We start from the raw sequence: 24,295 nt of genomic DNA on the forward strand, positions 1-24,295 counted from the left end.
CTCCGCCGAGTTCGTCCTCAAACGCCGGACGGGCTGAAAGGGTGGGTGGGCGGGCCTGAGCGCCTACCGCAGGTCCGACGCCTCGAAGACCCCCCGCGCCCCCTCCGCGTCCAGGCGGGCGGACAGACCGCCGAGCACCTCCGCGCCTGTCCGCAGCAGCCCCCGCTCCCTCGCGTCCCGCGCCCCCGCGTCCAGGCGGTGCAGCAGCAAGGGGTTCTCCGCGAGCACCTTGGGGTCGAGCTGCACACGGTTGCCCAGGGAGTCGCTCAGGACCAGGCGCGCCGCGACTCCCGGCTCGTGCCGCACCGCGGTCAGCAGGCCCGTACACACATGACGGCCGCGCAGCAGTCCGCGGACGGCCAGCCACCCCGGGCCCGCCGTCACCCGCACCGGATGCAGGATGACGTACAAAAGCGCCGAAAGTGCCGCCCACAGCCCGGCCCGCACCGCGTCCAGCGTGCCGTTGGCCAGGTCGACGAGCGTGACCAGGAGGAAGAGGGCGAGGGCGCAGAAGGCCGCGGCCCGTACGTCGCCCGCCCAGCGCCGGTCGGACACGGTGTCCTCCGCGGCGCCCTCCCACGCCTCCACGCCCCTGCCGAGCACCCTGCCCCGTGTCGTCCTGTCATGTCCCATGTGCGGCACCGTAGGCCCGGCACCACATCGCGTCAGCGGCGTTGACGGGCCGCTTACTCCGCCGCCGCACTCCTTGACGTACCGCTGATGCCACGCCGTGGCCCGCGCGAATCCGAGAGATCCCCGCGAGATCCCCGCGCGACCCCGCGTCAACGACGCGTGAAGATCCCGGCCCGGCGCGCAAGGGAGTCACCAAGACGGCGCGCGGGGCGTGCCGTGCGCCCTGACGCTGGGCATTCCTTTTCCACCCCTGATGCCACCCCTGCCTGGAGGTACGCCCATGACCACCGTGTCCGAGTCGCCGGACAGCGGCCCCGTCGCCGTCGAGGAACCCCCGGATACCGACGCAGCGGCGGCGGCCCGTGCGGACCGCCACCGGCTGACCGCCGTACAGGGGCTCGCCGCGCTCTCCCTCGACGCCATGGCCTCCGTCGCGTACGGCCCCGAGGCCATCGTCCTGGTGCTCGCCGCGGCCGGCGGCCACGGCCTCGGGTTCACGCTCCCGGTGACGCTCGGCATCGCCGCACTGCTCGCCGTGCTCGTCGCCTCCTACCGCCAGGTCATCGCCGCCTTCCCCGACGGGGGCGGCAGCTATGCCGCCGCCAAGACCCACCTGGGGCGCCGGGCCGGGCTCGTCGCCGCGGCCTCGCTCGTCCTCGACTACGTACTCAATGTCGCCGTCGCCGTCACCGCGGGCGTCGCCGCGCTCACCTCCGCCTTCCCCGAGCTGTACGGCGACCGGGTGTGGATCTGCCTGGCGGTGCTCGTCGTCGTCACGGGCGTCAATCTGCGCGGCATCGTCGACTCGGCGAAGGTCTTCATCGCGCCGACCGCGGTCTTCGTCGGCGCGATACTCACGATGGTCGTCGTCGGGCTCTTCCGGGACGGCCCGGTCAGCACGGCCGCCGCCGAGGGCCACGCCTCCGTCCTCGCCGACAACGCCACCACGGTCGGCGCGCTGCTCCTGCTCAAGGCGTTCGCCTCGGGCTGCTCCGCGCTCACGGGCGTCGAGGCGATCGCCAACGCCGTGCCCTCCTTCCGTGCCCCGCGCGTCAAGCGCGCCCAGCACGCGGAGGTCGCGCTCGGCGCGCTGCTCGGCGTGATGCTGATCGGCCTTTCCGTGCTGATCTCCCGCTTCGGCCTGCAGCCGGTCGAGGGCGTCACCGTCCTCGCTCAGCTCGCGGACGCCTCACTCGGCCACAACTGGGCTTTCTACGTCGTGCAGTTCGCGACGATGATCCTGCTGGCCCTGTCCGCCAACACGTCCTTCGGCGGCCTGCCCGTCCTGATGAGCCTGCTGGCCCGGGACAACTACCTCCCCCACGTCTTCGCCCTCAAGGCCGACCGCCAGGTCCACCGGCACGGCGTCCTCGCGCTCGCCGCCGTCTCCGCCGCGCTGCTCGTCTTCTCCGGCGGCGACACCAACACCCTCGTGCCGCTCTTCGCGATCGGCGTGTTCGTCGGCTTCACGCTCTGCCAGACCGGCATGGTGCTGCACTGGCGCAAGGCGGGCAAGCCCGCGAAGGCCCTGCTCAACGGCTTCGGGGCGGTGCTCACCGGCATCTCGGCGGTGGTCGTCACGGCCACCAAGTTCACCGAGGGCGCCTGGCTGATCGTGCTCGCCCTTCCGGCGATCGTGCTCTCCTTCGAGGCCGTGCACCGCGCTTATCTCAGGATCGGCGACGACCTGGGTCTCGGGCGCGTCCCGGAGCCCCCGCACCGCGACCACTCCCTGGTCATCGTCCCCGTGTCGAACCTCTCCCGCCTCACCTGCGAGGCGCTGGGCGCCGCCGTCTCGCTCGGCGACGAGGTCCGCGCCGTCACCGTCACCCACGCCGACCCCGAGGACCGGCGCGCCGCCGAGGCGCTGCGCCGCGACTGGGAGCTGTGGAACCCGGGTGTCGACCTGGTCGAACTGCCCTCGCAGACGCGCACCGTCGGGCGGCCGGTGTCGGCGTACGTACGGAAGATCTATACGTACCACCCCACCACCCGCGTCACCGTCCTGATCCCCGAGGTGGAGCCCGCCCATGTCTGGCAGCGGCTGCTGCAGAACCAGCGCGGCTCGGTCCTCGCGCACGCGGTGCGCCGCGACACGGACGCGGTCATCTGCCGACTGCGGTTCCGTCTTGCAGCGGGGCGGCGCCGGTCCTAGCGTCGGCGCCATGAGCGGAAGCGCGGGCCATGCGGGTGCGAGCAAGAAGATCACCGAAAGTGCCGGCAGGAAGATCACCGAAAAGCTGTCGTCCGACGCGCTGCGCGAGGCGACCGGCAAGGGGTGGGAGGAGTGGTTCGCCCTGCTCGACGCCTGGGGCGGCACGTCCCGCAACCACACCGAGATCGCCCGCCACGTCCGCGAGGACCACGGCGTCGACGGCTGGTACGCGCAGTCCGTGGCCGTCGGCTACGAACAGGAGCGCGGACTTCGCGAGGTCGGCCAGAGCAGCACGGGCGAGTGGCGGACCAGCGGCAGCAAGACCATCGACGCCACGGCGGCGCGGGTGATCGAGGCGTTCACCGACGACGGCCTGCGGGCGCGGTGGCTGCCGGACGTCGACTTCACGGTGCGCACGCACCGCCCCGCCAAGTCGGTGACCGCCGACTTCAAGGACGCGGACGGCGGGGGTGCCGGGCGCATCTCCGTGACGCTCACGGTGAAGGCGCCGGGGAAGACGGTGGTGGGGGTCGGCCACGAAAAGCTGCGGGACGCGGCGGAGGTCGCGGCGTACAAGTCCTTCTGGAAGGACCGCCTTGCCGCGCTGAAGTCCCTTCTTGAGCAGGGGAGTTAGCGGGCGGGACAGGAATGCCCGGTCAACCCTTCAGCTCCCCGTACCCGACCCCGGTCAACCCCTCCGACGCCTCCCACAGCCGCCCCGCCGCCACGTCACTCTTGGTCCACCCCGCCCGCCAGGACCTCGCAGGCGCCCCGCGCCACCCCAGAATCCTCGGCCCGGTGAAGGAGTCCGGCCGCACACCCGGTGCCGTGGCCGCGAACAGCGTGGGCAGCGCGCCCGCGTCGGCCGACTGCGCGACCAGGCCGTTGCCGATCCGCATGAAGCGCTCGGCCGCCTTGCGGCCCTCCATCCGGGGTGCGGCCGCCTGGAGGTTCGTCGACGCATAGCCGGGATGCGCCGCCGCGGCCACCACATCGGAGCCGGCGGCCGCGAGACGCCGTGCCAGTTCGTGGACGAAGAGCAGGTTCGCCGTCTTGGAGCGGCCGTAGGCGATCCAACGCCGGTAGCTCCGCTCGCTGTTGAGATCGTCGATGTCGATGTTCGCCACGGCGTGCATGCCGCTGGACACCGTGACGATCCGCGCGCCCGGCGTCCGCAGGAGCAGCGGCAGGAGCAGCCCCGTGAGCGCGAAGTGGCCCAGGTGATTGACGCCGAACTGCGTCTCGAGGCCGTCCACCGTCTGCCGGTACGGGAGCGCCATCACCCCCGCGTTGTTGATGAGCAGATCGAGCCCGCCCTGCGCCTCACTCTCGTACGACGCCGCGAACTCCCTTACGGAGCCCAGATCTCCGAGGTCGAGCCTCCTGAACTCGGCCTCCGCGCCCGGCACTTCGGAACGCAGCCGGGCCAGCGCCCGCGACCCGCGCTCCTCGCTGCGGCAGGCGAGGACCACGCGCGCGCCACGGCGGGCGAGTTCGCGTGCCGTGACATAGCCGATGCCGCTGTTGGCTCCGGTGACCACGGCCGTGCGGCCGCTCTGGTCGGGGATGTCGCTCGCGTTCCAGCCCGCCATGACACAGCTCCCTCCGCTGCCGAGAGGGAGCGAGCCTACGCCAGAGCGTCAGGCGGCGGCACCCCCGTCGATCACCAGGTCCGCCCCGACCACCGACGCCGCGTCGTCCGACGCGAGGTACAGCACGGCCGCGGCGACCTCCGCGGTCGTGGACACCCGGCCCAGCGGCGTCGCGTTCTTCATCCGCTCCGTGCGCTCGGCCTCGCTCTCGCCCGGCAGCAGCGACATGCTGGTGTCCGACGAGCCGGGGCTCACGGCGTTGATCCGTACCCCGTCCTGGATGTGCTCGGCCGCGGCGCCCTTGGTCAGGATGGAGACGGCCGCCTTGGTGGTGGCGTACGCCGTGGTGCCCGGACGGCGTGCGTGGGTGCCAAGGACCGACGCGATGTTCACGATCGCCCCGCCGCCTGGCTGCGTACGCATCTGCTGCACCTCGGCCCGCAGCGCGAGGAACACCCCGGTGACATTGATGTCGAGCAGCGTCCGCCAGTCGTCCTCGGGCAGATCGGCGACCGGCTGCCCCGCGCGCAGGACGCCCGCGTTGTTGACGGCCACGTCGAGCGAGCCGAACCGCTCGACCGTGGTGGAGACGAGGGTCGCGAGATCCGCGCTCCGGGTCACGTCGGCGGTGACGGCGAGCGCGCTGCCGCCGGCCTCCTCGATGAGCCCCACGGTCTCCTTGAGCGTGCCCTCCGTGCGCCCGGCGACGACGACGTTCGCACCCTCGGCGGCGAAGGCGAGCGCGATGGCCCGGCCGAGGCCGGAGCCGCCGCCGGTGACAAGGGCGGTGCGGCCGGTGAAGCGGGTGCGCGGTCCTGAAGTCATGACAGAGCTCTTTTCTTGAACGATCGGTTCAGTATGAGGGCGTAAAAAAGGGCCAAGAGGGAGCCGGAATTTCAGTCGAGCAGTCAGTCGAGCAGTCAGTCCAGCAGGATCAGCGCCTGCTCCGTGGCGTCCCGCACCCGCGCCGGATCCTGCGACGCCTTGCCGACCACGCGCAGCCCCTGCATCAGGGTCAGCAGCATGCGCGCGATGGCGAGCGGATCGCGGTCCTCCGGCAGCTCCCCCTGCGCCTGCGCGCGGACGAGCGCCGAGTGCAGCAGCGTCTCGATGTGCTCCCAGCTGCGCTCGACGCAGCGGGCGGCCGCCTCGTCGTGCGGTCCGAGCTCGGCCGCCGTATTGGTGATGAAACAGCCGTTCAGGCGGGCGTCCTCGGAGGCGGACTCGCTCCCGAAGCGGCGCACCACCGCGCGTACGGCGGGCAGTGCGGGGCCCGGCTGCGAGAGCTCGGCGAGCAGGCGGGGGTTCTGGAACTGGGCGTACCGGTCGAGCGCCTTCATGTACAGCTCGTGCTTGTTGCCGAACGTGGCGTAGATGCTGGCGCGCCCGATGCCGAGCGCCTCGACGAGGTCGGCCATCGACGTCGCCTCGTAGCCGCGCCGCCAGAACAGCTCTAGGGCCGACTGGAGCGCGGCGTCCGGATCGAATTCCTTGGTCCTGGCCACGAGGGAAGAGTAGACATTTTTGGAACGGACGGTCAAGTAATCCCGTCGAGCGAGTCAGGCAAGCCGCACCGTATGCGTCTCCACCGTCACCGAGTCGTCGTCCAGGCACCGGCCCGTCTCCAGGTCGAAGCGCTGCTTCAGGAGCGGCGACGCGACGAACGGACGTCCGTCCGCCGCGCCGAGCAGCCCGCGCGAGAGCACCGCCGCGCCGGTGAACGGGTCGCGGTTGTCGATCGCGTACGCGCGGCCCGCGCGGTCGATGAAGAGTGCGGCCTGGCGGCCGTCGGGGAGCAGGGCGGCGATGCCCCGGCCCGGCAGCAGCCGTGCGCGGTCGCAGACCTCGAACCAGTCGTCGTCCAGGCGGAGTTGAACGCTCATCGGGGCAGTCATGAGGATGCGGCACCTTCCAGGTCGCGAGGGCGGGAGCCGATGCTCAGCAGCGGCAGGTCGGGCTTGATCTGGTCCCGCTCGGGGACGAAGCTCACCGTGGGGTCCGGGACGTCCGGCGCGTTCACGAAGGACACGAACCGGGCGAGCCGCTCGGGGTCGTTGATGGTCTCGGACCACTCGTCGCGGTAGTGCGCGACATGGTCGGCCATCAGGGCCTCGAGCTCGGAGCAGATGCCGAGCGAGTCGTGCACGACCACATCGCGTACGTGGTCGAGGCCGCCCTCGATCCGCTCGAGCCAGGTCGAGGTGCGCTCAAGGCGGTCCGCCGTGCGGATGTAGAACATCAGGAACCGGTCGATGAGGCGCACCAGTTCGGCGTCGGACAGGTCCTGCGCGAGCAGGTCCGCGTGGCGCGGGGTCGCGCCGCCGTTGCCGCCCACGTACAGGTTCCAGCCGCTCGACGTGGCGATCACCCCGAAGTCCTTGGACTGCGCCTCGGCGCACTCGCGCGCACAGCCGGAGACGGCGGACTTCAGCTTGTGCGGGGAGCGCAGGCCCCGGTAGCGCAGCTCCAGGTCGATCGCCATCCGCACCGAGTCCTGCACGCCGTAGCGGCACCAGGTCTGCCCGACGCACGACTTCACCGTCCGCAGCGACTTGCCGTACGCGTGACCCGACTCGAAGCCCGCGTCCACCAACCGCGCCCAGATCATGGGGAGTTGTTCGACGCGGGCGCCGAACATGTCGATGCGCTGGCCGCCGGTGATCTTCGTATAGAGCCCGAAGTCCCGTGCCACCTCGCCGATCACGATCAGCTTGTCCGGGGTGATCTCGCCGCCGGGGATGCGCGGCACGACCGAATAGGAGCCGTTCTTCTGGAGGTTGGCGAGGAAGTGGTCGTTCGTGTCCTGGAGGGAGGCCTGTTCGCCTTCGAGTACGTAGCCGTCGGCGCCGATCGTCGGGGCGAGCGAGGCGATGATCGAACCGACCGCCGGCTTGCAGGTCTCGCAGCCCTCGGTGCCGCGGGCCGCCTCGCGGCCGTGGGCGTCGAGGAGCTGCCGGTAGGAGGTGATGCCCAGGGTGCGGACGATCTCGTACAGCTCCTGGCGGGTCTGGCCGAAGCAGCCGCACAGGCCCTTGTCGACCTCGACGCCCGACGCCTCCAGCTCGTCGTTGACCAGCTGGCCCAGCACCTTCACACAACTGCCGCAGCCCGTACCGGCCTTGGTGCACTTCTTGACCTCGGGCACGGTGGTGCAGCTGTGCTCGGTGACGGCGCCGCGGATCGTGCCCTTGGTGACGTTGTGGCAGGAGCAGATGACCGCGGAGTCCGGCAGCGAGGACGGGCCGATCGACACCGGTCCGCCCGCGCCCGCGGGAAGGACCAGCTGCTCCGGCGAGACCGGCGGCACGGTGCCGGTCAGCGGCCGCAGGACGCCGTACGCCTCCGCGTCGCCGACCAGGACACCGCCGAGCAGCTCGCCGCCCGGGCCGATGACCAGCTTCTTGTACGTTCCCGAGCGCGAGTCGGAGTAGACGACGTCCAGGCAGTCATCGGCGGTGCCGTGCGCGTCGCCGAAGGAGGCGACGTCCACGCCGAGCAGCTTGAGCTTGGTGGAGAGGTCGGCGCCGGTGAAGCTCGACTCCTCGGCGGCGATCGCCGCCGCTGCCGTCTCGGCCATCTCGTAGCCGGGCGCGACCAGGCCGTAGACCCGGCCGTCCGACGCCTGCGCGCACTCGCCGATCGCGTACACGTCCGGGTCGCTGGTGCGGCACTGCTCGTCGACGGTGATGCCGCCGCGCTCGCCCACCGACAGGCCGGTGTCACGGGCGAGTTGGTCGCGGGGCCGGACACCGGCGGAGAACACGACCAGATCGGTGGCGAGTTCACTCCCGTCCGACAGCTTCATCCCGCTGACGGCGCCCTGTTCGCCGACGATCTCCTGGGTGCCGACACCCGTGTGCACGGTCAGGCCCATGTTCGTGATGGTGCGAAGCAGTGCCGCGCCGCCGCCCTCGTCGACCTGGACCGGCATCAGCCGCGGCGCGAACTCCACGACGTGCGTGTCGAGTCCGAGCCCGCGCAGCGCGCCCGCCGCCTCCAGGCCGAGAAGACCGCCGCCGACCACGGCACCGGTCTTCGCGTACGTCTTCGCGTACTCCTCGATGGCCAGCAGGTCCTCGATGGTGCGGTAGACGAAACAGCCCGTCGTGTCCTTGCCCGGCACCGGCGGTACGAAGGGGAAGGAGCCGGTGGCGAGGACGAGCGTGTCGTAGGCGAAGGTCTGCCCCGAGCGCGCCGTGACGGTCTTCGCGTCCCGGTCGACGGACTCGGCGGGATCGCCCACGTACAGCTCGATGCCGTGCTTCTCGATGAACTCCGGGTCCGTGAGGGAGAGTTCGTCGGGGGTGCGGCCCGAGAAGTACGAGGTGAGCTGTACGCGGTCGTAGGCGGGGCGCGGCTCCTCGCACAGGACGACCACGCGGTGCGTGTCGGTCAGACCGCGAGCGGCCGCGGCCTCCAGGAAGCGCTGGCCGACCATGCCGTGCCCGACGAGCACGATGGTGCTCTGGGCGGTGCTGTGGCGGGGGGTGTCATCCGTGGGCATGTCAGAGGCCTCCGTCGTGGGTGAGCAGGTGGAGCAAGGGGCTGCCGTCGTCCTCGGGCAGCGGGTCGTCGGACTCCCATGCGCGGGCGAGCGCGCCGACGGTGCCGAGCTCGCCGAGCAGGACCCCGCCGACGAGCCGGTCGCCCCGTACGACGACCTTGCGGTAGGTGCCGCGGGTCGCGTCCGCGAGCTGCACCACGTCGTCGTCGGGCCGGGGCTCGGGGTCGCCGAAGGCCGCCAGGTCCAGGGGAGCGGAGCCGGGACGGCCGGTGTGCAGGGTGAGCCGGGTCAGGGCGCGGGTGCCGGAGTACGGCCGCGCGCTGTCCGGCGAGAGCAGGGAGTCGGCCAGGGCGTCGGCCTGTTCGAGGGCGGGTGCCGCGAGGCAGCGCACCTCGCCGGAGTGCTCGGCGCAGTCGCCGATGGCCCGGATGTGCGGATCGGACGTGCGCAGCTCGTCGTCGACGACGATGCCGCGCCGCACGTCGAGCCCGGCGGCCTGGGCCAGGCCCACGCGGGGGCGGACACCGCAGGCGAGCACGGTGAGGTCGGTGCCGAGCAGATAGCCGTCGGCGAGCTCGACCGACCGTACAGCCCCGTCGACCTGCCGCACACCGCGCACCCGGCACTCGGTGTGCACTTCGACCCCGAGGTCGGTGAGATGCCGGTGGACCAGCTCGCTCGCGGCCGGGTCGAGCTGGCGCTCCATGAGCCGGTCGCCCTGCTGGGTGAGGACGACCTGGGCGCCGCGCACGGCGAGCGCGCGGGCGGCGGAGACACCGAGCAGCCCGCCGCCGATGACGACGGCGCGCACGCCCGGACGTATCGCCTCCGAGAGCGCGAGGCAGTCGTCCATGGTCCGGAAGGGGTGCACACCGCGCGGCAGCTCGCGGGCGTCCGGCGCGAAGAGGCCGCGCAGGGGCGGAAGGACCGGGTTGGAGCCGGTGGCGAGGACGAGCGTCTCGTACCGGACGACGCCGCCGTCGGCGCAGTGCACGAGCCGGTCCTCGCGGTCGACCCGGACGGCACGGGTGCGCAGGAACTCCCCGGGGGCGGCCGGCAGGCCGATGACCTCCGGTCCGTACCGGCCGGCGAGGACATCGGCGAGCAGCACCCGGTTGTACGGCGCGTGCGTCTCCTCGCCGATGAGCACGGCGGCACCCCCGAGCCGCTGGGCGAGCCGCACACCGGCAAGGCCTGCGCCGATCACCGCCACACGTGCGTTCGAGGTTGATGAGGTCATGTACGGCAGCCTGCGTGGGCGGTGTTACCCGTCCGCATCCTCACTGTTTCCCGGGGGGAACGCTGCCCTCAGCGGGGGTGGGGGTGGGGTGTGAGGGAGTCCAGAAAATTCAGCCCCTCCGGCGTTTGAGGAGCGGGGTCCGGGGCGGAGCCCCGAGACGGTGCCCGCCCCTAGGGTGCGGCCTGTGGTGCAGGGACGCCCGGCGGGGCGCGGTCGGGGGCAGGCGGGGCCGCGGGTGCGATGGTCATGGTCAGCGCCGTCGCAACCAAGGCGCTGGCCCCGGCGAGGCCCGCCGCCAGTTTGCGGCGGGACTGGAGGGTGGGGCCCTGGACGGGGCCTGCGGGTTTGCGGTGACGTCCCATGTCAGCTCTCTCGAATCAGAAGGCAAAGCACTCGGCATGGATGCGTTCCTCCGGCACCCCGGCCCGCACCAGCGCCGCCGTAGCCGACGCGGACATCCCCGGCGGCCCGCAAAGATAGACGTCGTGCTCGGCCAGGTCAGGCACCAGGTTCCGCAGCGCCTGCGGGGCGAGCGGATCGAAGGACGCGTCGGACCGGCCGAGGAGATAGTGCAGCGCCGCACCCCGGCTCCGGGCGATCCCCTCCAGCTCGTCCCGCAGCACGAGCTGCTCCGCGCTCCCCGCCCGGTAGAGCAGCGTGATGTCACCGGGCCCGCCGGGCAGCGTCTCGAAGAGGGCCCGCATCGGCGTGATGCCGACCCCGCCCGCGAGCAGCAGCACCTTCCGCCGCGTACGCCGATGCGCGGTCAGCGCCCCGAACGGCCCGGTGGCGAGCACCCGCGTGCCCGGCCTGAGCCGCCGCACCCGCCGGGTGTGGCCGCCGATCGCCTTCACCGTGATCCGCAGGGTGTCGTCCCGCACGGGCGCGGAGAGCGAGAACGGCAGCGCGGTGCGCCACAGCCCGCGCCGCAGAAAGCGCCACCGGAAGAACTGCCCCGGCTCGGCCCGCAGCCCGTCGAGCCCGATGCCCTGCATCACGACCGAGACGACCCCAGGACCTTCGTCGCGTACGTCGATGACGCGCAGGCTGTGCCGGAACGCCTGCCGCACCGGCACGACGACGCGGTACCAGACGAGGAGGACCGCGACCACGGCGTGCAGCAACGACCAGACCCAGACGGTGAGGACACTGCCCGCCACATCGGGCCCGGCGAGCTGGTGCACGAAGGCGAGCGCCGCGCCGATGTGGGTCAGCAGATGCACGGCCCGCCACGTCTCGTGCGGGACACGGCGGCGCACCGCACGCGCGGACGTCACGCCGACGGCCACGAACAGCGCGGTGCCGACGGTGGCGAGGGCGAGCCCCGGGTAGCCGAGCAGGTCGAGCGTGGCGTCGACCAGGTCGGTGTCGGCGTGGGCGGCGTATCCGCAGAGGGCAAGGAGTGCGTGGCCGATGCAGAGGGAGAGGACGTAGCGGCCGCCGAGCGCGTGCCGCCGGGCGAGCCGGTCGGCGCCGACCCCGTGCTCGACGGCGGGGACGCGGGCCATCAGGAACAGCATCACGAGGATCCCGTAGCCGGCCAGCAGCCCGGTCAGATGCGCGCCGGTCGCGAAGAGCACGTCGAGCCGCGCCGACGGCTCGGCCTGCGCGGCCCACAGGGCGATGACGGCGACCGCACCGCCGACGACGCCCGCGCGGAGGGCGGCGGGGCTGACGCGGAGTGCGGGGCACGCGGCGAGTCGGGGATGGGCTGCCTCGGTGGTCACGGCCGCAGCGTAGGCGGGCGATGCGTCTGAAAGTGGCTGGTCAGAGGGGTATCCCTGATCCTTAAGGCGGGCTTGAGGATCGGCTCAACGGGGGTTAAGCATCGGCGCTCCGGTGAACGCTTCGAAACCTCTGAAGACCCTCAACTCTCCCCGATTTCATGGACGGCATGATCATCCACTCCATAGGGTCGCGATCATGCCCGACATATCGCTGACCACCGTCGTCGTCCTCTGTATCGCCGCCCTCGCGGCAGGCTGGATCGACGCGGTGGTCGGCGGCGGCGGGCTGCTCCTGCTGCCCGCGCTGCTGATCGGGCTTCCGGGCTCGACCCCGGCCGCGCACGCCCTCGGGACGAACAAGGCCGTCGCCATCGTCGGCACGACCGGCGCGGCGGTCACGTACGTACGCAAGACACCCGTCGACGTGCCGACCGCCGTGCGCATCGGGCTCGCCGCGCTCGCCGGGTCGATGGGCGGCGCCGTCTTCGCCGCGGGGATGAGCACCGAGGTGCTCAAGCCCGTCATCATGGTCGTCCTTGTCGCCGTCGGCACCTTCGTCATCTTCAAGCCCGACTTCGGCACCGCGCCCGCCGCCCGGCCCGCCTCGCCCAAGAGGATCCTCGCCGCGATCGGCCTCGCGGGCCTCGGCATCGGCTTCTACGACGGGCTCATCGGGCCCGGCACCGGCACCTTCCTGGTGCTCGCGCTCACCGCCGTGCTCCACCTCGACCTGGTGGCGGCCTCCGCCACCGCCAAGATCGTCAACTGCTGCACCAACGCGGGCGCCCTCGCGATGTTCGCCTGGCAGGGCGCGGTCCTGTGGCAACTGGCCGGTCTGATGGCCGTCTTCAACCTCGCGGGCGGCATGTTCGGCGCGCGCACCGCCCTGAAGAAGGGCAGCGGCTTCGTCCGGGTCGTGCTCCTGACCACCGTGTTCGGGCTCGTCGCCAAGATGGCGTACGAGCAGTGGGTCGCCTAGCCGCAGCCGCAAACACCTTTCGGAGTCTCAGCGCACGCTCGTCAGATGGGCGAAGACCACCACGTTGCCCTCGTAGCCCGTCTTGCGCGAGTACGTGCCGCCGCACGTGATGACCCGCAGCTCGGGGCGGTCCGCCGCGCCGTACACCTTCTCGTCGGGGAAGTTCTTCGCGGCGTAGACCTCGTTCGCGTCGACGGTGAACACCGCCACGCTGCCGTCCCTGCGTTCGACCTCGATGGTGCGGCCCTTGGTCAGGCCGCCCAGGTCGTAGAAGACGGAAGGGCCTTCGGCGTTGTCGACGTGCCCCGCCACGATGGCGGTCCCGGGCTCGCCGGGCGTGGTCCCCGACTCGTACCAGCCCGCGAGATGCGTCTTGTTCGGCGGCGGTACGTCGAGGCTGCCCTGGCGGGTCAGGCCGAGCCCCATGAGCGGCGCGTCGACCCGGATGGAGGGGATCCGGATCCGGTCGGGCGGCGACGGGGGAAGCGCGGATGACGCGGGGGCGGGGCCGATGCCGGTGCCCGCCGACGCCGAAGCCGAAGCGGCCTGCGCGGCGGACGGCTGCGGCGGCGGGCCCGGACCGGCGCCGTTGTGCAGCAGCCACGCGCCGGAGCACAGGGCGACGGCGGTGACCGCCCCTGTCGCGGAGTTGAGGGTCCTTCTGCGCATACGTGTTCGTCCTCCTCGGGGTCGGGGAGTCCGGCCCCTCGTCCCCCTCCCGGCCCGCGAGGGACATCGCGGGCCGGGAGGGGGAGGGGGCTTGCGGTACCGGTGGACAGCGGAGGGTGTCCGTCAGATCCTGTCGCCTCTCGCCCGGCGATGCAGGAGCCAGGTACCGCCCGCGGCGGCCACGGCAAGCGCCGCCACACCCGCCGTGGTCTGCACGGGGTCGGGGCCGAGAGCGCCGCCGACCCCCGTCTTCACATGTCCCTTCGGGGCGACCCGCTGCTCGGCGGCGGCCGTGGACGTGATCGTCACGACCAGATCTCCCGCAACCTCCTTGCCGCCCGAGTCGGCGCCGGAGCACTTCGCGACGATCTCGTAGGTGCCGGGCTGCGCCGACGACGGCACCTTGAACTGCCCGATCGCGTTCTCCTCGTGCGTGCTCGGCGCCAGCGTGAAGGTGCCCGCGCCCACCGCGCTCGCGTCGCCCGTCGCGGTCCCGTCGCTGCCGCACGCGGTGGTGTTCACCGTGACGGTGGTGCCGGGAGCGACCGTGGACGGAAAGACCTCCAGGCCCCCGCCGGCGACGAGCGCGGCGGCCGCTGCGGGCGGCGCGAGCAGACCCGCCGATGCGACGGCTAGCGCGGCGGTGGTCAGCAGGCGGGCTGTGCGCATCGTGCTCGCTCCTCCGAGGGGCCTTCAGAGGGCACGGCCCGCGGCACCCCCAAGTGCCGCTGCGTCGGTCGAACCCCGCTCTACCGAGGTAAGTGGCACTTGCCGGAGCACGCCTCCTGAAGGCCCGTCAGAAACTCTGCGGCGGAGCGGCTTCTGACGTTTCGACGGATACGTTCCAGCAGGTCACCCGGCGTGTCGCGGAGAAGAATCCGAAGGGGGTGCGGGGCGCCTGTGAATGGGTGACCCGGGCGCCCCGCGAGGGACCTGATGCTGGCTCAGACAACGTCCCAGGGTGCGCTCTCGTACGCCTCCGTCACGGCCCGCATCAGCTTCGCGTCGACCGCGAACTCCGTGTCGTCGATCCGCCGCACCGGCGCGATGCCGCGCGCGTTGGTGACGAAGGCGGCCGTGTACGACGGCAGGTCCGCGAGGGTGACCGGGCCGTGCCGCGTGGGCAGCCCGGCGTCCGCGAGACGTGGCTCGATCAGCTGCATGGTGATGCCGGCCAGGCAGGGTGCGTCCGGCCAGACGACCTCCGTCCCGTCGTAGAACGCGATGTTCGTGACGGCACCCTCGCTGATCGTCCCGTCGGGCCCGGTGAGCAGCGCGTCGTCGAAGCCGGCCCGCCGCGCCAGCTCTCCGTAGCGGGCCTGTCCGAAGCCGCCCAGGTGCTTGATGTGAGGGAAGGGGCGCAGGTAGGGCACCGACTGCAGGGCCTGCGCGTCGGCCGGCATCCGGCCCGGCGCCCGGACGGTGACCATCACGGTCGGTTCGCCGTCGGCGGAGGCGTGGACGAGGACGCGTACGGACGCGTCGGTGATGTCGTCGCGCAGTACGTGCCGGATCAGGCCGCGGACGTACTCGCCGTCGAGATCGTGGTCGAAGAGCTCGCGCGTCGCCGCGTCGAGCCGGGCCAGATGCAGCGCGAGCCCCTGCACCGCGCCGCCCCTGACCTGCATGGCGGTGAAGTGCCCGACGGCGCCGAGCGCGGGCAGGAGCAGCCGGTCGGCGGTGGCGGCCCGGCCGTCGATCTCAAGGCGCTGTACCAGCGCGGGAGTTGTCATGCCTCTCACCGTACGAGGTGGCGGGGACCCCGAGGAGACACGCCCTTGGAGCCCCGCGCGAGATCGGCCACGGGAGCGGCTTGACCTCAAGCAAGGTTGAGATACGAGGCTCTTCCCCATGACTCAGAACACGCTTGTGAACGAGACCCCTGTCCCCACCCCCCTGCGCGTCGCCGTCATCATCGGCAGCAACCGCGAGGGCCGCTTCGGGCCGACCGTCGCCGACTGGCTGCTGTCCCGGCTCGGCGAGCGCACGGACTTCGAGGTGGACGTCGTCGACCTGGCCGAGTCCCGGCTGCCGACCGCGCTCTCCTTCGACCCGTCGCCCGAAGTGGTCGCCGAACTGGAGAAGGTCACCCCGAAGCTGGCCGCCGCCGACGCCTTCGTCGTCCTCACCCCCGAGTACAACCACTCCTACCCCGCGTCGCTGAAGGCCCTCATCGACTGGCACAACGCCGAGTGGCAGGCCAAACCCCTCGCCTTCGTCTCCTACGGAGGGCTCTCCGGCGGCCTGCGCGCGGTCGAGCATCTGCGCCCGGTCTTCGCCGAGCTGCACACCCACACCATCCGCGACACCGTCTCCTTCCACAACGCGGGCGGCCTCTTCGACGCCGACGGCACCCACAAGGACCCCACCGGTCCCGACGCCGCCGCGAAGGCGATGCTCGACCAGCTGCAGTGGTGGGCGTGGGCGCTGCGGAGCGCCAAGGATGTGCGCCCGTACGGCAGTTGAGGGGGCCGAGCCCCGAAGGGGCGCGGGGCTGTGACATGTGCGGCTCCGCCGCGTGGGCGCGACAAGCCCCCACCGGCCCGCAGGTCATCACGGCACTTCCAGCGGAGCTCTCAGCGGAACTCTCAGCCGTCGGCCTCCGGCAGGTGGACCGCCGCCACAGCCCCGCAGGGCACCGCATTGCTCAGCTCCACGCGCGCCCCGATCACCTGCGCCTGGCCGAACGCGATGGTCAGACCGAGGCCCGTGCCCTGACCGCGCTCCCGCGCGCCGGTCTGGAAGCGCCGCGGGCCGTCCGCAAGGAGATGCTCGGGGAAGCCGGGCCCCTGGTCGCTGACCGTGACCACGGGCCCGGCGACCCGCACCTCCACCGGGTCCGCGCCGTGCCTGCGGGCGTTCGCCACGAGGTTGGCGACGATCCGCTCCAGGCGGCGTGCGTCGGTGCGTACGAAGACGTCGTCAGGGCCCGCGGCGACGAACCGCACCCCGTACCCCGACCGCCGGACGATCCCCTCGACCAGCGCGGCCGTCGGATGCACCTCCAGGTCGGGCCGCTCCACCTCCGCGTCGAGCCGCGCCACTTCGAGCAGATCCTCCGTGAGGGTGCGCAGGGCCTGCACCCGGTCGAGCACGAGCTCCGTGGGGCGGCCGCGCGGCAGCAGTTCGGCCGCCGTGTGCAGTCCGGTCAGCGGGGTGCGCAGCTCGTGGGCGACATCGGCGGTGAAGCGCTGCTCGGCCACCAGGCGCCGCTGCAGGGACGCGGCCATCGTGTCGACCGCGGCGGCCAGTTCGGCCACCTCGTCCTTGCCGTGCCCGGTGCCGCCCCGGACGTCCGGCGACCGTGGATGGCCGATACGGGCGTCCAGCTCGCCCTGGCTGATGCGGCGCGCGGTGGCCGCCGCGGTCCGCAGTTCGCGGCTGAGCCGACTGGCCAGGCCGGCACCGCCGAGCGCGGCGAGCACGACGACGACGGCCCCCGAGACGATCAGCTGCCGGTCGAACTCGGCCATCTCGGCGGCCTGTTCGCCCAGCGGCTCGCGCACCGAAAGGACATGGTCGCCGACCGGCCGCGCCGCCCAGACGGCGGGGTCGGCGGCGCCCATGTCGAGGTAGGTGGTCCGCCGCCCGTCCAGCGCGGCCGCCCGCAGCGACGCGGGCAGATCCGGCGAGTCGAGGGCGGCCTCCGTGCCGTCCGAGGTGTCCGTGTCGACCTGTCCGGTCAGCTCGTACAGCTGACGCACCCGCACCAGCTGCGCGACGGCACCGGACCTGGCTCCCGAGGAGACCTGTTCGAGCCGTGCGTGGTGTACGAGCAGGCCGATGGCCACGGCGACCACCGCACAGCCGAGCGCGAGCAGCGCGGCGATCTTCCAGCGCAGGCCGAGCGAGTTGAAGGCGGCGCGGGCGCGCCGGGCGATGCCCCTCACGCGCCGGGCTCCGAGCCGCGCGAGGGTGCCGGGGCGGGGGACCGGGTGCGGTCCTGGCCTGCCGTCCTCCCATAGTTCTTGGTGTCGCTCACCGTGGACATCCGTACGCCGTCCCAGCGGAACCGCACCGCCTGCTCGCCGCCGCCCGCGCACGAGCTGCGCAGCAGCAGATCCGGGCCGATCGTCTCGATGCTCACGCGCTTCCCCGAGGCGAACAGGATGGGGTAGACCCGGCCGCCGAGCGCCCGGTAGACGGCGAGCACACTGCGTCCGGTCTCCGTGTCGGCGGCCACGAGCAGCTCGGGCTTCCCGTCGCCCGTCAGGTCCTTCAGCATGACCGGCCTGAGCCCGGCTCGGCCCGGCCGTTCGATCGTGGGGCGGTCGGCGAGGGCGCGCATCCGCGGGTCGGCCCGCAGGATCTCTCGGAAGTCGAGGCTGCCGATGCCCTCCTTGCCCACGTCGGGCAGCCCGTCCAGGGGTTCCGGCGGCGGCTGGTGGGTGGCGGTGTCGGCGCCGGGCGCCTTGGACGACGTACCCGACCAGGCGGGCCAGAGCGGCTCGGGGCGCGGCTGCACGGAGACGGACGGCGCGGGCTCACCGGCGTCGAGTCCGTCCAGGCTGCCGCATCCGGCAAGCACGACGACCGCGGCGGCGGCGAAGGGCGCGCCGCGCAGGAGGCGGGGGCGGGAGCGGCTGAGTTTCATGGCCCTGTCGACGTTAGGAAGCGTCCGTCACGGAGACCGGGAGGTTGTGTAACAGCCGTCGGTACGCCGCCCCGGCGCGCGCGGTTCGGGACCTTCGGCATGGCCGGTGGCCCCGACCTGCGAGACGTCCGGCGAGAATCGGTGCATGACGTCGACGTACGAAACCGGAGAGCCGGCGGTGGTCACCGTCCTGACCACGACCGACACCGCCCAGAAGGCAGAAGACCTCGCGAGCGGCGCGGTGGCGGCGCGGGTCGCCGCGTGCGCGCAGATCGGCGGGCCCGTCGTCTCGGTCTACCGCTGGGAGGGCGGCATCGAGACCGCGAGGGAGTGGCAGATCCTGTTCAAGACGGCGGCCGCGCGGTACGACGCCCTAGAGGCGTGGCTGACCGAAGCCCACGACTACGACACCCCCGAGATCATCGCGACACCGGTGGTGCGGGGCAGCGCGGCGTACCTGGAGTGGGTGGAGCGGGAGACCGCCGAGTGAGCCCGGCGGCGGGCCGCCTGCCGTTCTTCGTGTACGGGACGCTGCGGCCGGGGGAGCGCAACCACGACGTCCACCTGCGCGGCCGCGTCGCCGCGGAGGAGCCCGCGCGGCTCACGGGGGCGGTCCTGTACGCGGGGCCCGGCTATCCGTACCTGGTGGAGGACCCCGAAGCGGGCCCGGTGCGCGGCGAGTTGTTCACCGCACTGCCGTCCGCGTACGACCGGCTCCTCGCCGAGCTCGACGTACTGGAGGACTTCGTGCCGGGCGATCCCCGCAACCTGTACGACCGGGTGGCGCGGGACGTGACCCTCCTGGACGGGGGCACGGCGCGGGCGTGGGTGTACGTGGCGGCGCCGCGGGTGGCGGCGGGGCTGCGGGCTTCGGGGGCGGTGATCGGGGGAGGGGACTGGGCGTTGTTCCGTGCGGGGCGGTGAGGTGGTGCGGCGCGGGCGCCGGGGCCGGTCCGTGGCGCGGATTCCGCTGCTCAAACGCCTGCGCACTCGATCCGGTGGACTCCGTCACCCGTGCGAGCGACGCGCACGAATCACATGATCACGGAAGGTCGCGGTTATGCCACTCTCCGTGTGCACCAGTCGGTGCGCGAGTCGGTGCGTGAGCACCACGTCCTCAGCAGGAGTTGCCCCATGAGCCTTCGCCGTTCGCTTCCGGCCCTCGTCGGCGCCGTAGCACTCACTCTCGGCCTCCCCGTGGCGGCCGCCGCGTCCGCTCACGCCCCGACCGCCGTCATGGCCCCCTGCGGGTTCTACGAGACCAGCAGCGACGCGTTCTACAACCACTGCACGAGCGACGGCTCGAACGTCGTCATCCAGGTGCGGGTCGCCCTCGCCCCCGACTACGAGCGCTGTGTGGGCCCGGGCAACCACTGGCTGGGTTCGGCGAGCAAGATCCAGGGCGCCCACTACGTGGGACGCACCTGCTGATCCCCGCAGACGCATGACACCGCGGGCTACTCCCTCTCAAGCCGTACCGCACACACCTTGAACTCCGGCATCCGGGACACGGGGTCGAGCGCCGGATGCGTGAGGGAGTTGGCCCGCCCCTCGCCCGGCCAGTGGAACGGCATGAAGACCGTGTCCGACCGGATCGCCCCGGTGATCCGCGCCGGGGCGACGGCCCGCCCCCGCCGCGAGACGACGGTCACCGGCTCGCCCTCCTCGATCCGCAGCCGCGCGGCGAGCCGCGGATGCAGCTCCACGAACGGCCCGGGGGCGGCCGAGTTCAACTCGTCGACGCGGCGCGTCTGGGCCCCCGACTGATACTGGGCGAGCACCCGCCCGGTGGTCAGCAGCACCGGATACTCCGCGTCCGCCTCCTCGGCGGCGGCCCGGTGCACGACCGGCACGAACCGTGCGAGGCCGTCCTCGGTGGCGAACCGGTCGAGGAAGAGGCGCGGGGTCCCGGGGTGCACGGCGTCCGTCCCTTCCTCTTCCTCCTCCGCCGGGGCCAGGTCCTCCGCCGGGCAGGGCCAGAAGACTCCCTCGCCGTTGCCCTCCTTCAGGCGTGCGTACGAGATGCCGGAGTAGTCCGCGGGGCCGCCGGCGCTCGCCCTGCGCAGTTCGTCGAAGATCTCCTCCGGGTCCGTCGGGAAGCCCTTCTCGTGGCCGAGGCGCGTGGCGAGGCCGTGGAGCACGTCCAGGTCGCTGCGGACCCCGTCGGGCGCCGTCACCGCCTGGCGGCGCAGAAGGACCCTGCCCTCCAGGTTCGTCACCGTGCCCGTCTCCTCGGCCCACTGCGTCACCGGCAGCACGACATCGGCCAGTTGAGCCGTCTCGGAGAGGACGACGTCGGCCACCGCCAGGAAGTCGAGCGACCGCAGCCGCTCCTCCACGTGTGCGGCGCGCGGCGCCGAGACGACCGGGTTGGAGCCCATCAGGAGCAGCGACTTGATGTCCCCGCCGAGCGCGTCGAGCAGTTCGTACGCGGACCTGCCGGGGCCCGGCAGCGAATCGGGGTCGACGCCCCACACCCCGGCGACATGCGCCCGCGCCGCCGGGTCCGTCAGCTTGCGGTAGCCCGGCAGCTGGTCCGCCTTCTGGCCGTGCTCGCGTCCGCCCTGGCCGTTGCCCTGCCCGGTCAGACAGCCGTAACCGGCCAGCGGGCGGCCCGCGTTGCCCGTGGCGAGGCACAGGTTGATCCACGCGCCGACCGTGTCGGTGCCCTTCGACTGCTGTTCGGGGCCGCGCGCGGTGAGCACCATCGCCGACTCGGCGGCGCAGAACATCTCCACCGCGTCCCGCAGCTGAGGCACCGGAACGCCGCTGATCCGCTCCACGTACTCCGGCCAGTGCGCCATCGCCGCCGCCCGCGCCTCCTCCCAGCCGCTGGTGCGCTCCGCGATGAACGCCTCGTCCGTCCGCCCCTCGGCCACCACCAGATGCAGCAGCCCGAGGGCGAGCGCCAGGTCGGTGCCGGGGCGCGGCGCCAGATGCAGATCGGCCTGCTCGGCGGTGCGGGTCCTGCGCGGGTCGACGACGATCAACTTGCCGCCGTTCGCCTTCAGTTCCGTCAGATACCGCAGTGCGGGCGGCATCGTCTCGGCGAGGTTGGAGCCGACCAGAATGACGCAGCCCGTGCGCGGGACGTCCGCCAGCGGGAACGGCAGGCCCCGGTCGAGCCCGAAGGCCCGCTGCCCGGCGGCCGCCGCCGACGACATGCAGAACCGGCCGTTGTAGTCGATCTGCGACGTGCCGAGCACCACCCGCGCGAACTTCCCGAGCGCGTACGCCTTCTCGTTGGTCAGACCGCCGCCGCCGAACACCCCGCACGCGTCCGGGCCATGCTCCGTACGCGTGCGGGAGAGCCCGTCGGCGACGCGGCCGACGGCCTCCTCCCAGGTGGCCGGTTCGAGCCGGCCCGTGGCGTGGGATCGGATGAGTGGCTCGGTCAGCCGCACCCGGGAGGAGAGCACAGCGGGCGCCGTACGGCCCTTGCCGCACAGCGCGCCCCCGTTCACGGGAAACTCGGGACGCTCCACGACCTCCACCCCGCCGGGGCCGGACGTCAGGCCCATCCCGCATTGCAGCGCGCAGTACGGACAGTGGGTCGGTGTCGCCTTGGTGTGCATACCAGCCAGAGTCCGACACGCGTGTTACACGCCCCGACGCGATCGCGTTACACACGAGGTAACCCGACCTCAGCGAGCCCCACCCCCCACTGTGAGCCCCTTCAGGGGCGCGGGGAACGGCGCGAGGACGGACCACAACCCGCACCCGGCGGACGAGCGGGAGCAGGCAGACGCCCCCCGACCCCGCTGAAAGGCCCCGGGCCAGCTCGTGCCCCTTCAGGGGCGCGGGGAACGGCGCGAGGACGGACCACGACCCGCACCCGGCGGACGAGCGGGAGCAGGCAGACGCACCCCGACCCCGCTGAAGGCCCGGGGCCAGCTCGTGCTCCTTCAGGGGCGCGGGGAACGGCGCGAGGACGGACCACGACCCGCACCCGGCGGACAAGCGGGACCAGGCAGACGCACCCCGACCCCGCTGAAGGCCCGGGGCCAGCTCGTGCTCCTTCAGGGGCGCGGGGAACGGCGCGAGGACGGACCACAACCCGCACCCGGCGGACAAGCGGGACCAGGCAGACGCCCCTCGACCCCGCTGAAGGCCCGGGGCCAGCTCGTGCCCCTTCAGGGGCGCGGGGAACGGCGCGGGGACGGACCACGACCCGCACCCGGCGGACAAGCGGGAGCAGGCAGACGCCCCCCGACCCCGCTGAAAGGCCCCGGGCCAGCTCGTGCCCCTTCAGGGGCGCGGGGAACGGCGCGGGGACGGACCACGACCCGCACCCGGCGGACAAGCGGGACCAGGCAGACGCACCCCCGCTCAAGGCCCAGGGGCCAGGCCAGGCTCAGCGAGGCGCGCCCAGCGCCCGGTCCACGCCCGGCTCCCGGGGCCCGAGGAAGCGCGGATCCGGTTGAAACGCCGCGTCCAACGCTGCCTTGCCCGCCGCGAAGACCTCCCGCGCGCCGCCGTAGTACCACGTCGCGTCGTGCTTGGCGTCGACCCCGACGCCGTACGACGAGACGCCCGCCGCGCGGCACAGCGCGACCGCCCTGCGTATGTGGAAGCCCTGGCTGATCAGCACCGCCCGGTCGACGCCGAACACCTTCTTGGCCCGTACACAGGAGTCCCAGGTGTCGAAGCCCGCGTAGTCGCTGACGATCCGCCGCCCCGGCACACCGCGCTCGGTCAGATACGCGCGCATCGCGTCCGGCTCGTCGTAGTCCTCCCGGCTGTTGTCCCCGGTGACCAGGACGACCTCGATCCGCCCCGCCTCGTACAGCTCGGCCGCCGCGTCCAGGCGGTGGGCGAGATACGGCGACGGCTCGCCCTCCCACAGCCCCGCGCCGAAGACCACCGCGACCCGCGTGTGCGGCACGTCCGCCGTCGTACGCAGCCGCCCGTCCGTCGTCACGAACAGCCACGTCGCCGGCAGCAGCGCCACCACGCAGGCGGCCATGAAGCCCTGCACGGCCCGCCGCTGCCCCCGCCGCGTGCGCGGCAGCCGCAGCCGCCGCACTCGGGCCCACAGAGGTGTGACCCCCTGCTTCCAATGGGCCCACCGCGCCCACCCCGGCCGTTCCATCCCGAACCCCCGTCCCCCGCCGGATCCCCCGATCCGATCACTGCGCACAACGGTAAGCGAGCCCACCGACAATCGCTGACAGCGCTGCCCAGCCCGCCGTGAGCCCGGCTGAAACGACCCGTCACCGGCGCGCAACGCCGACGCAATCTGCCGCGGCCATCCTCGGTTCATGACGGCGTCGAACCCTCTTCGCGACGAGTCCTCTGTGCCCCAGCTCCTGAACGGCACCCCTCTCGAAAGCACGGCGCAACTCATGGACCGGATCACCAGCCAGCTCGGCAGCCAGCTCAATCTCGTGTCGCTCGACGGCAGGCGCCGCACCGACCCTGCGCCCGCGCTCGTCGTGGTCGCGCACGGCAGCCGCGACCCGCGCACCCTCGCCACCGTCTCGGCCCTGCTCGAACGGGTCCGCGAGCTGCGCCCCGGACTCACCGTGCGGCTCGGCCACATCGAGCTGAACGAACCGCTGCTCCCCGACACCCTCGCCGCGGCGACCGGCTCCGCCGTCCTCGTGCCGCTGCTGCTCAGCCGCGGCTACCACGTCAAGCAGGACATCCCCGACGCGATCGCCGGCGCGCCGCACCTCGACGCGCGCGTCGCCGCCCCGCTCGGCCCGCACCCGCTGCTCGTCGACGCGCTGCACGCCCGGCTCGTCGAGGCGGGCTGGCCGACCCGCCCGAGCGAGGCCGTGCGCCGCACCAGCGGAGTGGTGCTCGCCGCCGCCGGCTCCCGCGACCCGGACTCCGCCGCCGACACCCGGCGTACGGCGGACCTCCTCGCGCGGCGCATCGGCGTGCCGGTGGTGCCCGCCTACGCCTCGCCCACCGCGAACTCCCCGCTGACCGTGCCCGCCGCCGTGCGCTCGCTCGCCGCCCGCGGACGCCACCGGGCCGCCGTCGCCTCGTACTTCACCGCGCCGGGCCGGTTCGCCGCGCAGTGCGCCGAGGCCGCGCCCTGGATCGCGGCCGCCCCGCTCGGCGACCACCAGGCGATGGCCCGCCTCGTCCTGCACCGCTACGAACAGGCCCGCACGACGGCGGCACCGGCGACGGCGGCGACCTGGCCCCCGGCCCGTCAGCTGACCTCCGCCTGACGCCCGTCCCGCGGCCG

Annotated in this window: 24 protein-coding genes; 8 read left to right on the forward strand and 16 right to left on the reverse strand. The window is 72.9% G+C overall.

The genetic code is table 11. The features are described from left to right. Positions 1 to 63 precede the first annotated feature (63 nt). Positions 64 to 633 carry a hypothetical protein gene (locus tag AB0G47_RS00380; RefSeq protein WP_360762324.1) on the reverse strand — a complete coding sequence of 190 codons (570 nt, stop codon included), beginning with the start codon at positions 631 to 633 and terminating at the stop codon, positions 64 to 66. Between the two features lie 280 nt (positions 634 to 913). Here AB0G47_RS00380 and AB0G47_RS00385 point away from each other — a divergent pair, with 280 nt between their 5' ends. Beyond that, on the forward strand, positions 914 to 2,788 hold the full coding sequence (locus AB0G47_RS00385; RefSeq protein ID WP_360762325.1) for an APC family permease: 1,875 nt from the start codon (positions 914 to 916) through the stop codon (positions 2,786 to 2,788). Positions 2,789 to 2,798: 10 nt separating this feature from the next. Continuing rightward, positions 2,799 to 3,422: a hypothetical protein gene (locus AB0G47_RS00390; protein ID WP_360762328.1), complete on the forward strand. Its 624-nt coding sequence runs from the start codon at positions 2,799 to 2,801 to the stop codon at positions 3,420 to 3,422. A gap of 22 nt (positions 3,423 to 3,444) precedes the next feature. Here AB0G47_RS00390 and AB0G47_RS00395 read toward each other — a convergent pair whose 3' ends face one another. The 8 genes from AB0G47_RS00395 to AB0G47_RS00430 form a co-directional block, all read right to left on the reverse strand. Further along, on the reverse strand, positions 3,445 to 4,380 hold the full coding sequence (locus AB0G47_RS00395; protein WP_360762330.1) for an oxidoreductase: 936 nt from the start codon (positions 4,378 to 4,380) through the stop codon (positions 3,445 to 3,447). Positions 4,381 to 4,428: 48 nt separating this feature from the next. Continuing rightward, positions 4,429 to 5,205: a glucose 1-dehydrogenase gene (locus AB0G47_RS00400; protein WP_360762333.1), complete on the reverse strand. Its 777-nt coding sequence runs from the start codon at positions 5,203 to 5,205 to the stop codon at positions 4,429 to 4,431. A gap of 95 nt (positions 5,206 to 5,300) precedes the next feature. After that, complete coding sequence (locus AB0G47_RS00405) at positions 5,301 to 5,885, reverse strand: TetR/AcrR family transcriptional regulator (RefSeq protein ID WP_360762335.1); 585 nt, start codon at positions 5,883 to 5,885, stop codon at positions 5,301 to 5,303. Positions 5,886 to 5,939: 54 nt separating this feature from the next. Next, complete coding sequence (nirD, locus tag AB0G47_RS00410) at positions 5,940 to 6,275, reverse strand: nitrite reductase small subunit NirD (RefSeq protein ID WP_360762338.1); 336 nt, start codon at positions 6,273 to 6,275, stop codon at positions 5,940 to 5,942. Next, positions 6,272 to 8,884 (reverse strand): nitrite reductase large subunit NirB, encoded by a 2,613-nt coding sequence (gene nirB, locus AB0G47_RS00415; protein WP_360762341.1) that lies wholly within the window; start codon positions 8,882 to 8,884, stop codon positions 6,272 to 6,274. The genes nirD and nirB overlap by 4 nt, the downstream gene beginning before the upstream one ends. A gap of 1 nt (position 8,885) precedes the next feature. Further along, positions 8,886 to 10,124: an FAD-dependent oxidoreductase gene (locus tag AB0G47_RS00420; RefSeq protein ID WP_360762343.1), complete on the reverse strand. Its 1,239-nt coding sequence runs from the start codon at positions 10,122 to 10,124 to the stop codon at positions 8,886 to 8,888. Positions 10,125 to 10,294: 170 nt separating this feature from the next. Then, complete coding sequence (locus tag AB0G47_RS00425) at positions 10,295 to 10,486, reverse strand: hypothetical protein (protein WP_360762346.1); 192 nt, start codon at positions 10,484 to 10,486, stop codon at positions 10,295 to 10,297. Positions 10,487 to 10,501: 15 nt separating this feature from the next. Then, positions 10,502 to 11,851: a ferredoxin reductase family protein gene (locus AB0G47_RS00430; protein WP_360762348.1), complete on the reverse strand. Its 1,350-nt coding sequence runs from the start codon at positions 11,849 to 11,851 to the stop codon at positions 10,502 to 10,504. A gap of 196 nt (positions 11,852 to 12,047) precedes the next feature. On the opposite strand from AB0G47_RS00430, the gene AB0G47_RS00435 reads away from it, so the two are divergent. Further along, positions 12,048 to 12,830, forward strand: coding sequence for a TSUP family transporter (locus AB0G47_RS00435; protein ID WP_360762351.1), 783 nt, complete (start codon positions 12,048 to 12,050; stop codon positions 12,828 to 12,830). 27 nt (positions 12,831 to 12,857) lie between these two features. Here AB0G47_RS00435 and AB0G47_RS00440 read toward each other — a convergent pair whose 3' ends face one another. The 3 genes from AB0G47_RS00440 to AB0G47_RS00450 all read right to left on the reverse strand — a co-directional run bounded on the left by AB0G47_RS00440 (position 12,858) and on the right by AB0G47_RS00450 (position 15,232). After that, positions 12,858 to 13,499 carry a class F sortase gene (locus AB0G47_RS00440; RefSeq protein ID WP_360762354.1) on the reverse strand — a complete coding sequence of 214 codons (642 nt, stop codon included), beginning with the start codon at positions 13,497 to 13,499 and terminating at the stop codon, positions 12,858 to 12,860. A gap of 123 nt (positions 13,500 to 13,622) precedes the next feature. Next, complete coding sequence (locus AB0G47_RS00445; RefSeq protein ID WP_360762357.1) at positions 13,623 to 14,168, reverse strand: hypothetical protein; 546 nt, start codon at positions 14,166 to 14,168, stop codon at positions 13,623 to 13,625. A 275-nt stretch (positions 14,169 to 14,443) separates the two neighbouring features. Continuing rightward, positions 14,444 to 15,232: an aminotransferase class IV gene (locus AB0G47_RS00450; RefSeq protein WP_360762360.1), complete on the reverse strand. Its 789-nt coding sequence runs from the start codon at positions 15,230 to 15,232 to the stop codon at positions 14,444 to 14,446. 118 nt (positions 15,233 to 15,350) lie between these two features. Here AB0G47_RS00450 and AB0G47_RS00455 point away from each other — a divergent pair, with 118 nt between their 5' ends. Next, the gene (locus AB0G47_RS00455; RefSeq protein ID WP_360762363.1) at positions 15,351 to 15,965 is read left to right on the forward strand and encodes an NAD(P)H-dependent oxidoreductase; all 615 of its coding nucleotides are present in this window, start codon (positions 15,351 to 15,353) and stop codon (positions 15,963 to 15,965) included. A gap of 122 nt (positions 15,966 to 16,087) precedes the next feature. Here AB0G47_RS00455 and AB0G47_RS00460 read toward each other — a convergent pair whose 3' ends face one another. Both AB0G47_RS00460 and AB0G47_RS00465 read right to left on the reverse strand, forming a co-directional pair. Next, complete coding sequence (locus tag AB0G47_RS00460; protein ID WP_360762365.1) at positions 16,088 to 17,389, reverse strand: HAMP domain-containing sensor histidine kinase; 1,302 nt, start codon at positions 17,387 to 17,389, stop codon at positions 16,088 to 16,090. Continuing rightward, positions 17,386 to 18,093 (reverse strand): hypothetical protein, encoded by a 708-nt coding sequence (locus AB0G47_RS00465; RefSeq protein WP_360762368.1) that lies wholly within the window; start codon positions 18,091 to 18,093, stop codon positions 17,386 to 17,388. The genes AB0G47_RS00460 and AB0G47_RS00465 overlap by 4 nt, the downstream gene beginning before the upstream one ends. 145 nt (positions 18,094 to 18,238) lie before the next feature. Between AB0G47_RS00465 and cutA the strand changes: the two genes are divergently transcribed. The 3 genes from cutA to AB0G47_RS00480 all read left to right on the forward strand — a co-directional run bounded on the left by cutA (position 18,239) and on the right by AB0G47_RS00480 (position 19,524). Next, on the forward strand, positions 18,239 to 18,583 hold the full coding sequence (gene cutA / locus AB0G47_RS00470) for a divalent-cation tolerance protein CutA (protein ID WP_360762371.1): 345 nt from the start codon (positions 18,239 to 18,241) through the stop codon (positions 18,581 to 18,583). Next, entirely contained in the window at positions 18,580 to 19,017 is a 438-nt protein-coding gene (locus AB0G47_RS00475) for a gamma-glutamylcyclotransferase family protein (protein ID WP_360762374.1), read from the forward strand. The genes cutA and AB0G47_RS00475 overlap by 4 nt, the downstream gene beginning before the upstream one ends. A 210-nt stretch (positions 19,018 to 19,227) precedes the next feature. Then, positions 19,228 to 19,524, forward strand: a complete 297-nt coding sequence (locus tag AB0G47_RS00480) for a DUF6355 family natural product biosynthesis protein (RefSeq protein WP_360762376.1) — start codon at positions 19,228 to 19,230, stop codon at positions 19,522 to 19,524. A 26-nt stretch (positions 19,525 to 19,550) separates the two neighbouring features. On the opposite strand, the gene AB0G47_RS00485 is transcribed toward AB0G47_RS00480, so the two are convergent. Both AB0G47_RS00485 and AB0G47_RS00490 read right to left on the reverse strand, forming a co-directional pair. Next, positions 19,551 to 21,668: a molybdopterin oxidoreductase family protein gene (locus tag AB0G47_RS00485; protein ID WP_360762379.1), complete on the reverse strand. Its 2,118-nt coding sequence runs from the start codon at positions 21,666 to 21,668 to the stop codon at positions 19,551 to 19,553. 779 nt (positions 21,669 to 22,447) lie between these two features. Beyond that, positions 22,448 to 23,185, reverse strand: a complete 738-nt coding sequence (locus AB0G47_RS00490) for an ElyC/SanA/YdcF family protein (protein ID WP_360762382.1) — start codon at positions 23,183 to 23,185, stop codon at positions 22,448 to 22,450. A 169-nt stretch (positions 23,186 to 23,354) separates the two neighbouring features. Between AB0G47_RS00490 and AB0G47_RS00495 the strand changes: the two genes are divergently transcribed. Next, entirely contained in the window at positions 23,355 to 24,278 is a 924-nt protein-coding gene (locus tag AB0G47_RS00495; RefSeq protein WP_360762385.1) for a sirohydrochlorin chelatase, read from the forward strand. Positions 24,279 to 24,295 lie beyond the last annotated feature (17 nt).

Origin of the sequence: Streptomyces sp. NPDC021622, from assembly GCF_040640795.1 — a bacterium.
Taxonomy (GTDB): Bacteria; Actinomycetota; Actinomycetes; order Streptomycetales; family Streptomycetaceae; genus Streptomyces.

Excerpts from the sequence above, each read along its gene's own strand:
- AB0G47_RS00440 (WP_360762354.1), bottom strand. The coding sequence starts at position 13,499 with ATGCGCAGAAGGACCCTCAACTCCGCGACAGGGGCGGTCACCGCCGTC.
- AB0G47_RS00480 (WP_360762376.1), top strand. The coding sequence starts at position 19,228 with ATGAGCCTTCGCCGTTCGCTTCCGGCCCTCGTCGGCGCCGTAGCACTC.
- nirD (WP_360762338.1), bottom strand. The coding sequence starts at position 6,275 with ATGACTGCCCCGATGAGCGTTCAACTCCGCCTGGACGACGACTGGTTC.
- AB0G47_RS00450 (WP_360762360.1), bottom strand. The coding sequence starts at position 15,232 with ATGACAACTCCCGCGCTGGTACAGCGCCTTGAGATCGACGGCCGGGCC.
- nirB (WP_360762341.1), bottom strand. The coding sequence starts at position 8,884 with ATGCCCACGGATGACACCCCCCGCCACAGCACCGCCCAGAGCACCATC.
- AB0G47_RS00465 (WP_360762368.1), bottom strand. The coding sequence starts at position 18,093 with ATGAAACTCAGCCGCTCCCGCCCCCGCCTCCTGCGCGGCGCGCCCTTC.
- AB0G47_RS00435 (WP_360762351.1), top strand. The coding sequence starts at position 12,048 with ATGCCCGACATATCGCTGACCACCGTCGTCGTCCTCTGTATCGCCGCC.
- AB0G47_RS00445 (WP_360762357.1), bottom strand. The coding sequence starts at position 14,168 with ATGCGCACAGCCCGCCTGCTGACCACCGCCGCGCTAGCCGTCGCATCG.
- AB0G47_RS00420 (WP_360762343.1), bottom strand. The coding sequence starts at position 10,124 with ATGACCTCATCAACCTCGAACGCACGTGTGGCGGTGATCGGCGCAGGC.
- AB0G47_RS00390 (WP_360762328.1), top strand. The coding sequence starts at position 2,799 with ATGAGCGGAAGCGCGGGCCATGCGGGTGCGAGCAAGAAGATCACCGAA.
- AB0G47_RS00400 (WP_360762333.1), bottom strand. The coding sequence starts at position 5,205 with ATGACTTCAGGACCGCGCACCCGCTTCACCGGCCGCACCGCCCTTGTC.
- AB0G47_RS00385 (WP_360762325.1), top strand. The coding sequence starts at position 914 with ATGACCACCGTGTCCGAGTCGCCGGACAGCGGCCCCGTCGCCGTCGAG.
- AB0G47_RS00395 (WP_360762330.1), bottom strand. The coding sequence starts at position 4,380 with ATGGCGGGCTGGAACGCGAGCGACATCCCCGACCAGAGCGGCCGCACG.
- AB0G47_RS00455 (WP_360762363.1), top strand. The coding sequence starts at position 15,351 with ATGACTCAGAACACGCTTGTGAACGAGACCCCTGTCCCCACCCCCCTG.
- AB0G47_RS00425 (WP_360762346.1), bottom strand. The coding sequence starts at position 10,486 with ATGGGACGTCACCGCAAACCCGCAGGCCCCGTCCAGGGCCCCACCCTC.
- AB0G47_RS00495 (WP_360762385.1), top strand. The coding sequence starts at position 23,355 with ATGACGGCGTCGAACCCTCTTCGCGACGAGTCCTCTGTGCCCCAGCTC.
- AB0G47_RS00380 (WP_360762324.1), bottom strand. The coding sequence starts at position 633 with ATGGGACATGACAGGACGACACGGGGCAGGGTGCTCGGCAGGGGCGTG.
- AB0G47_RS00490 (WP_360762382.1), bottom strand. The coding sequence starts at position 23,185 with ATGGAACGGCCGGGGTGGGCGCGGTGGGCCCATTGGAAGCAGGGGGTC.
- cutA (WP_360762371.1), top strand. The coding sequence starts at position 18,239 with ATGACGTCGACGTACGAAACCGGAGAGCCGGCGGTGGTCACCGTCCTG.
- AB0G47_RS00485 (WP_360762379.1), bottom strand. The coding sequence starts at position 21,668 with ATGCACACCAAGGCGACACCGACCCACTGTCCGTACTGCGCGCTGCAA.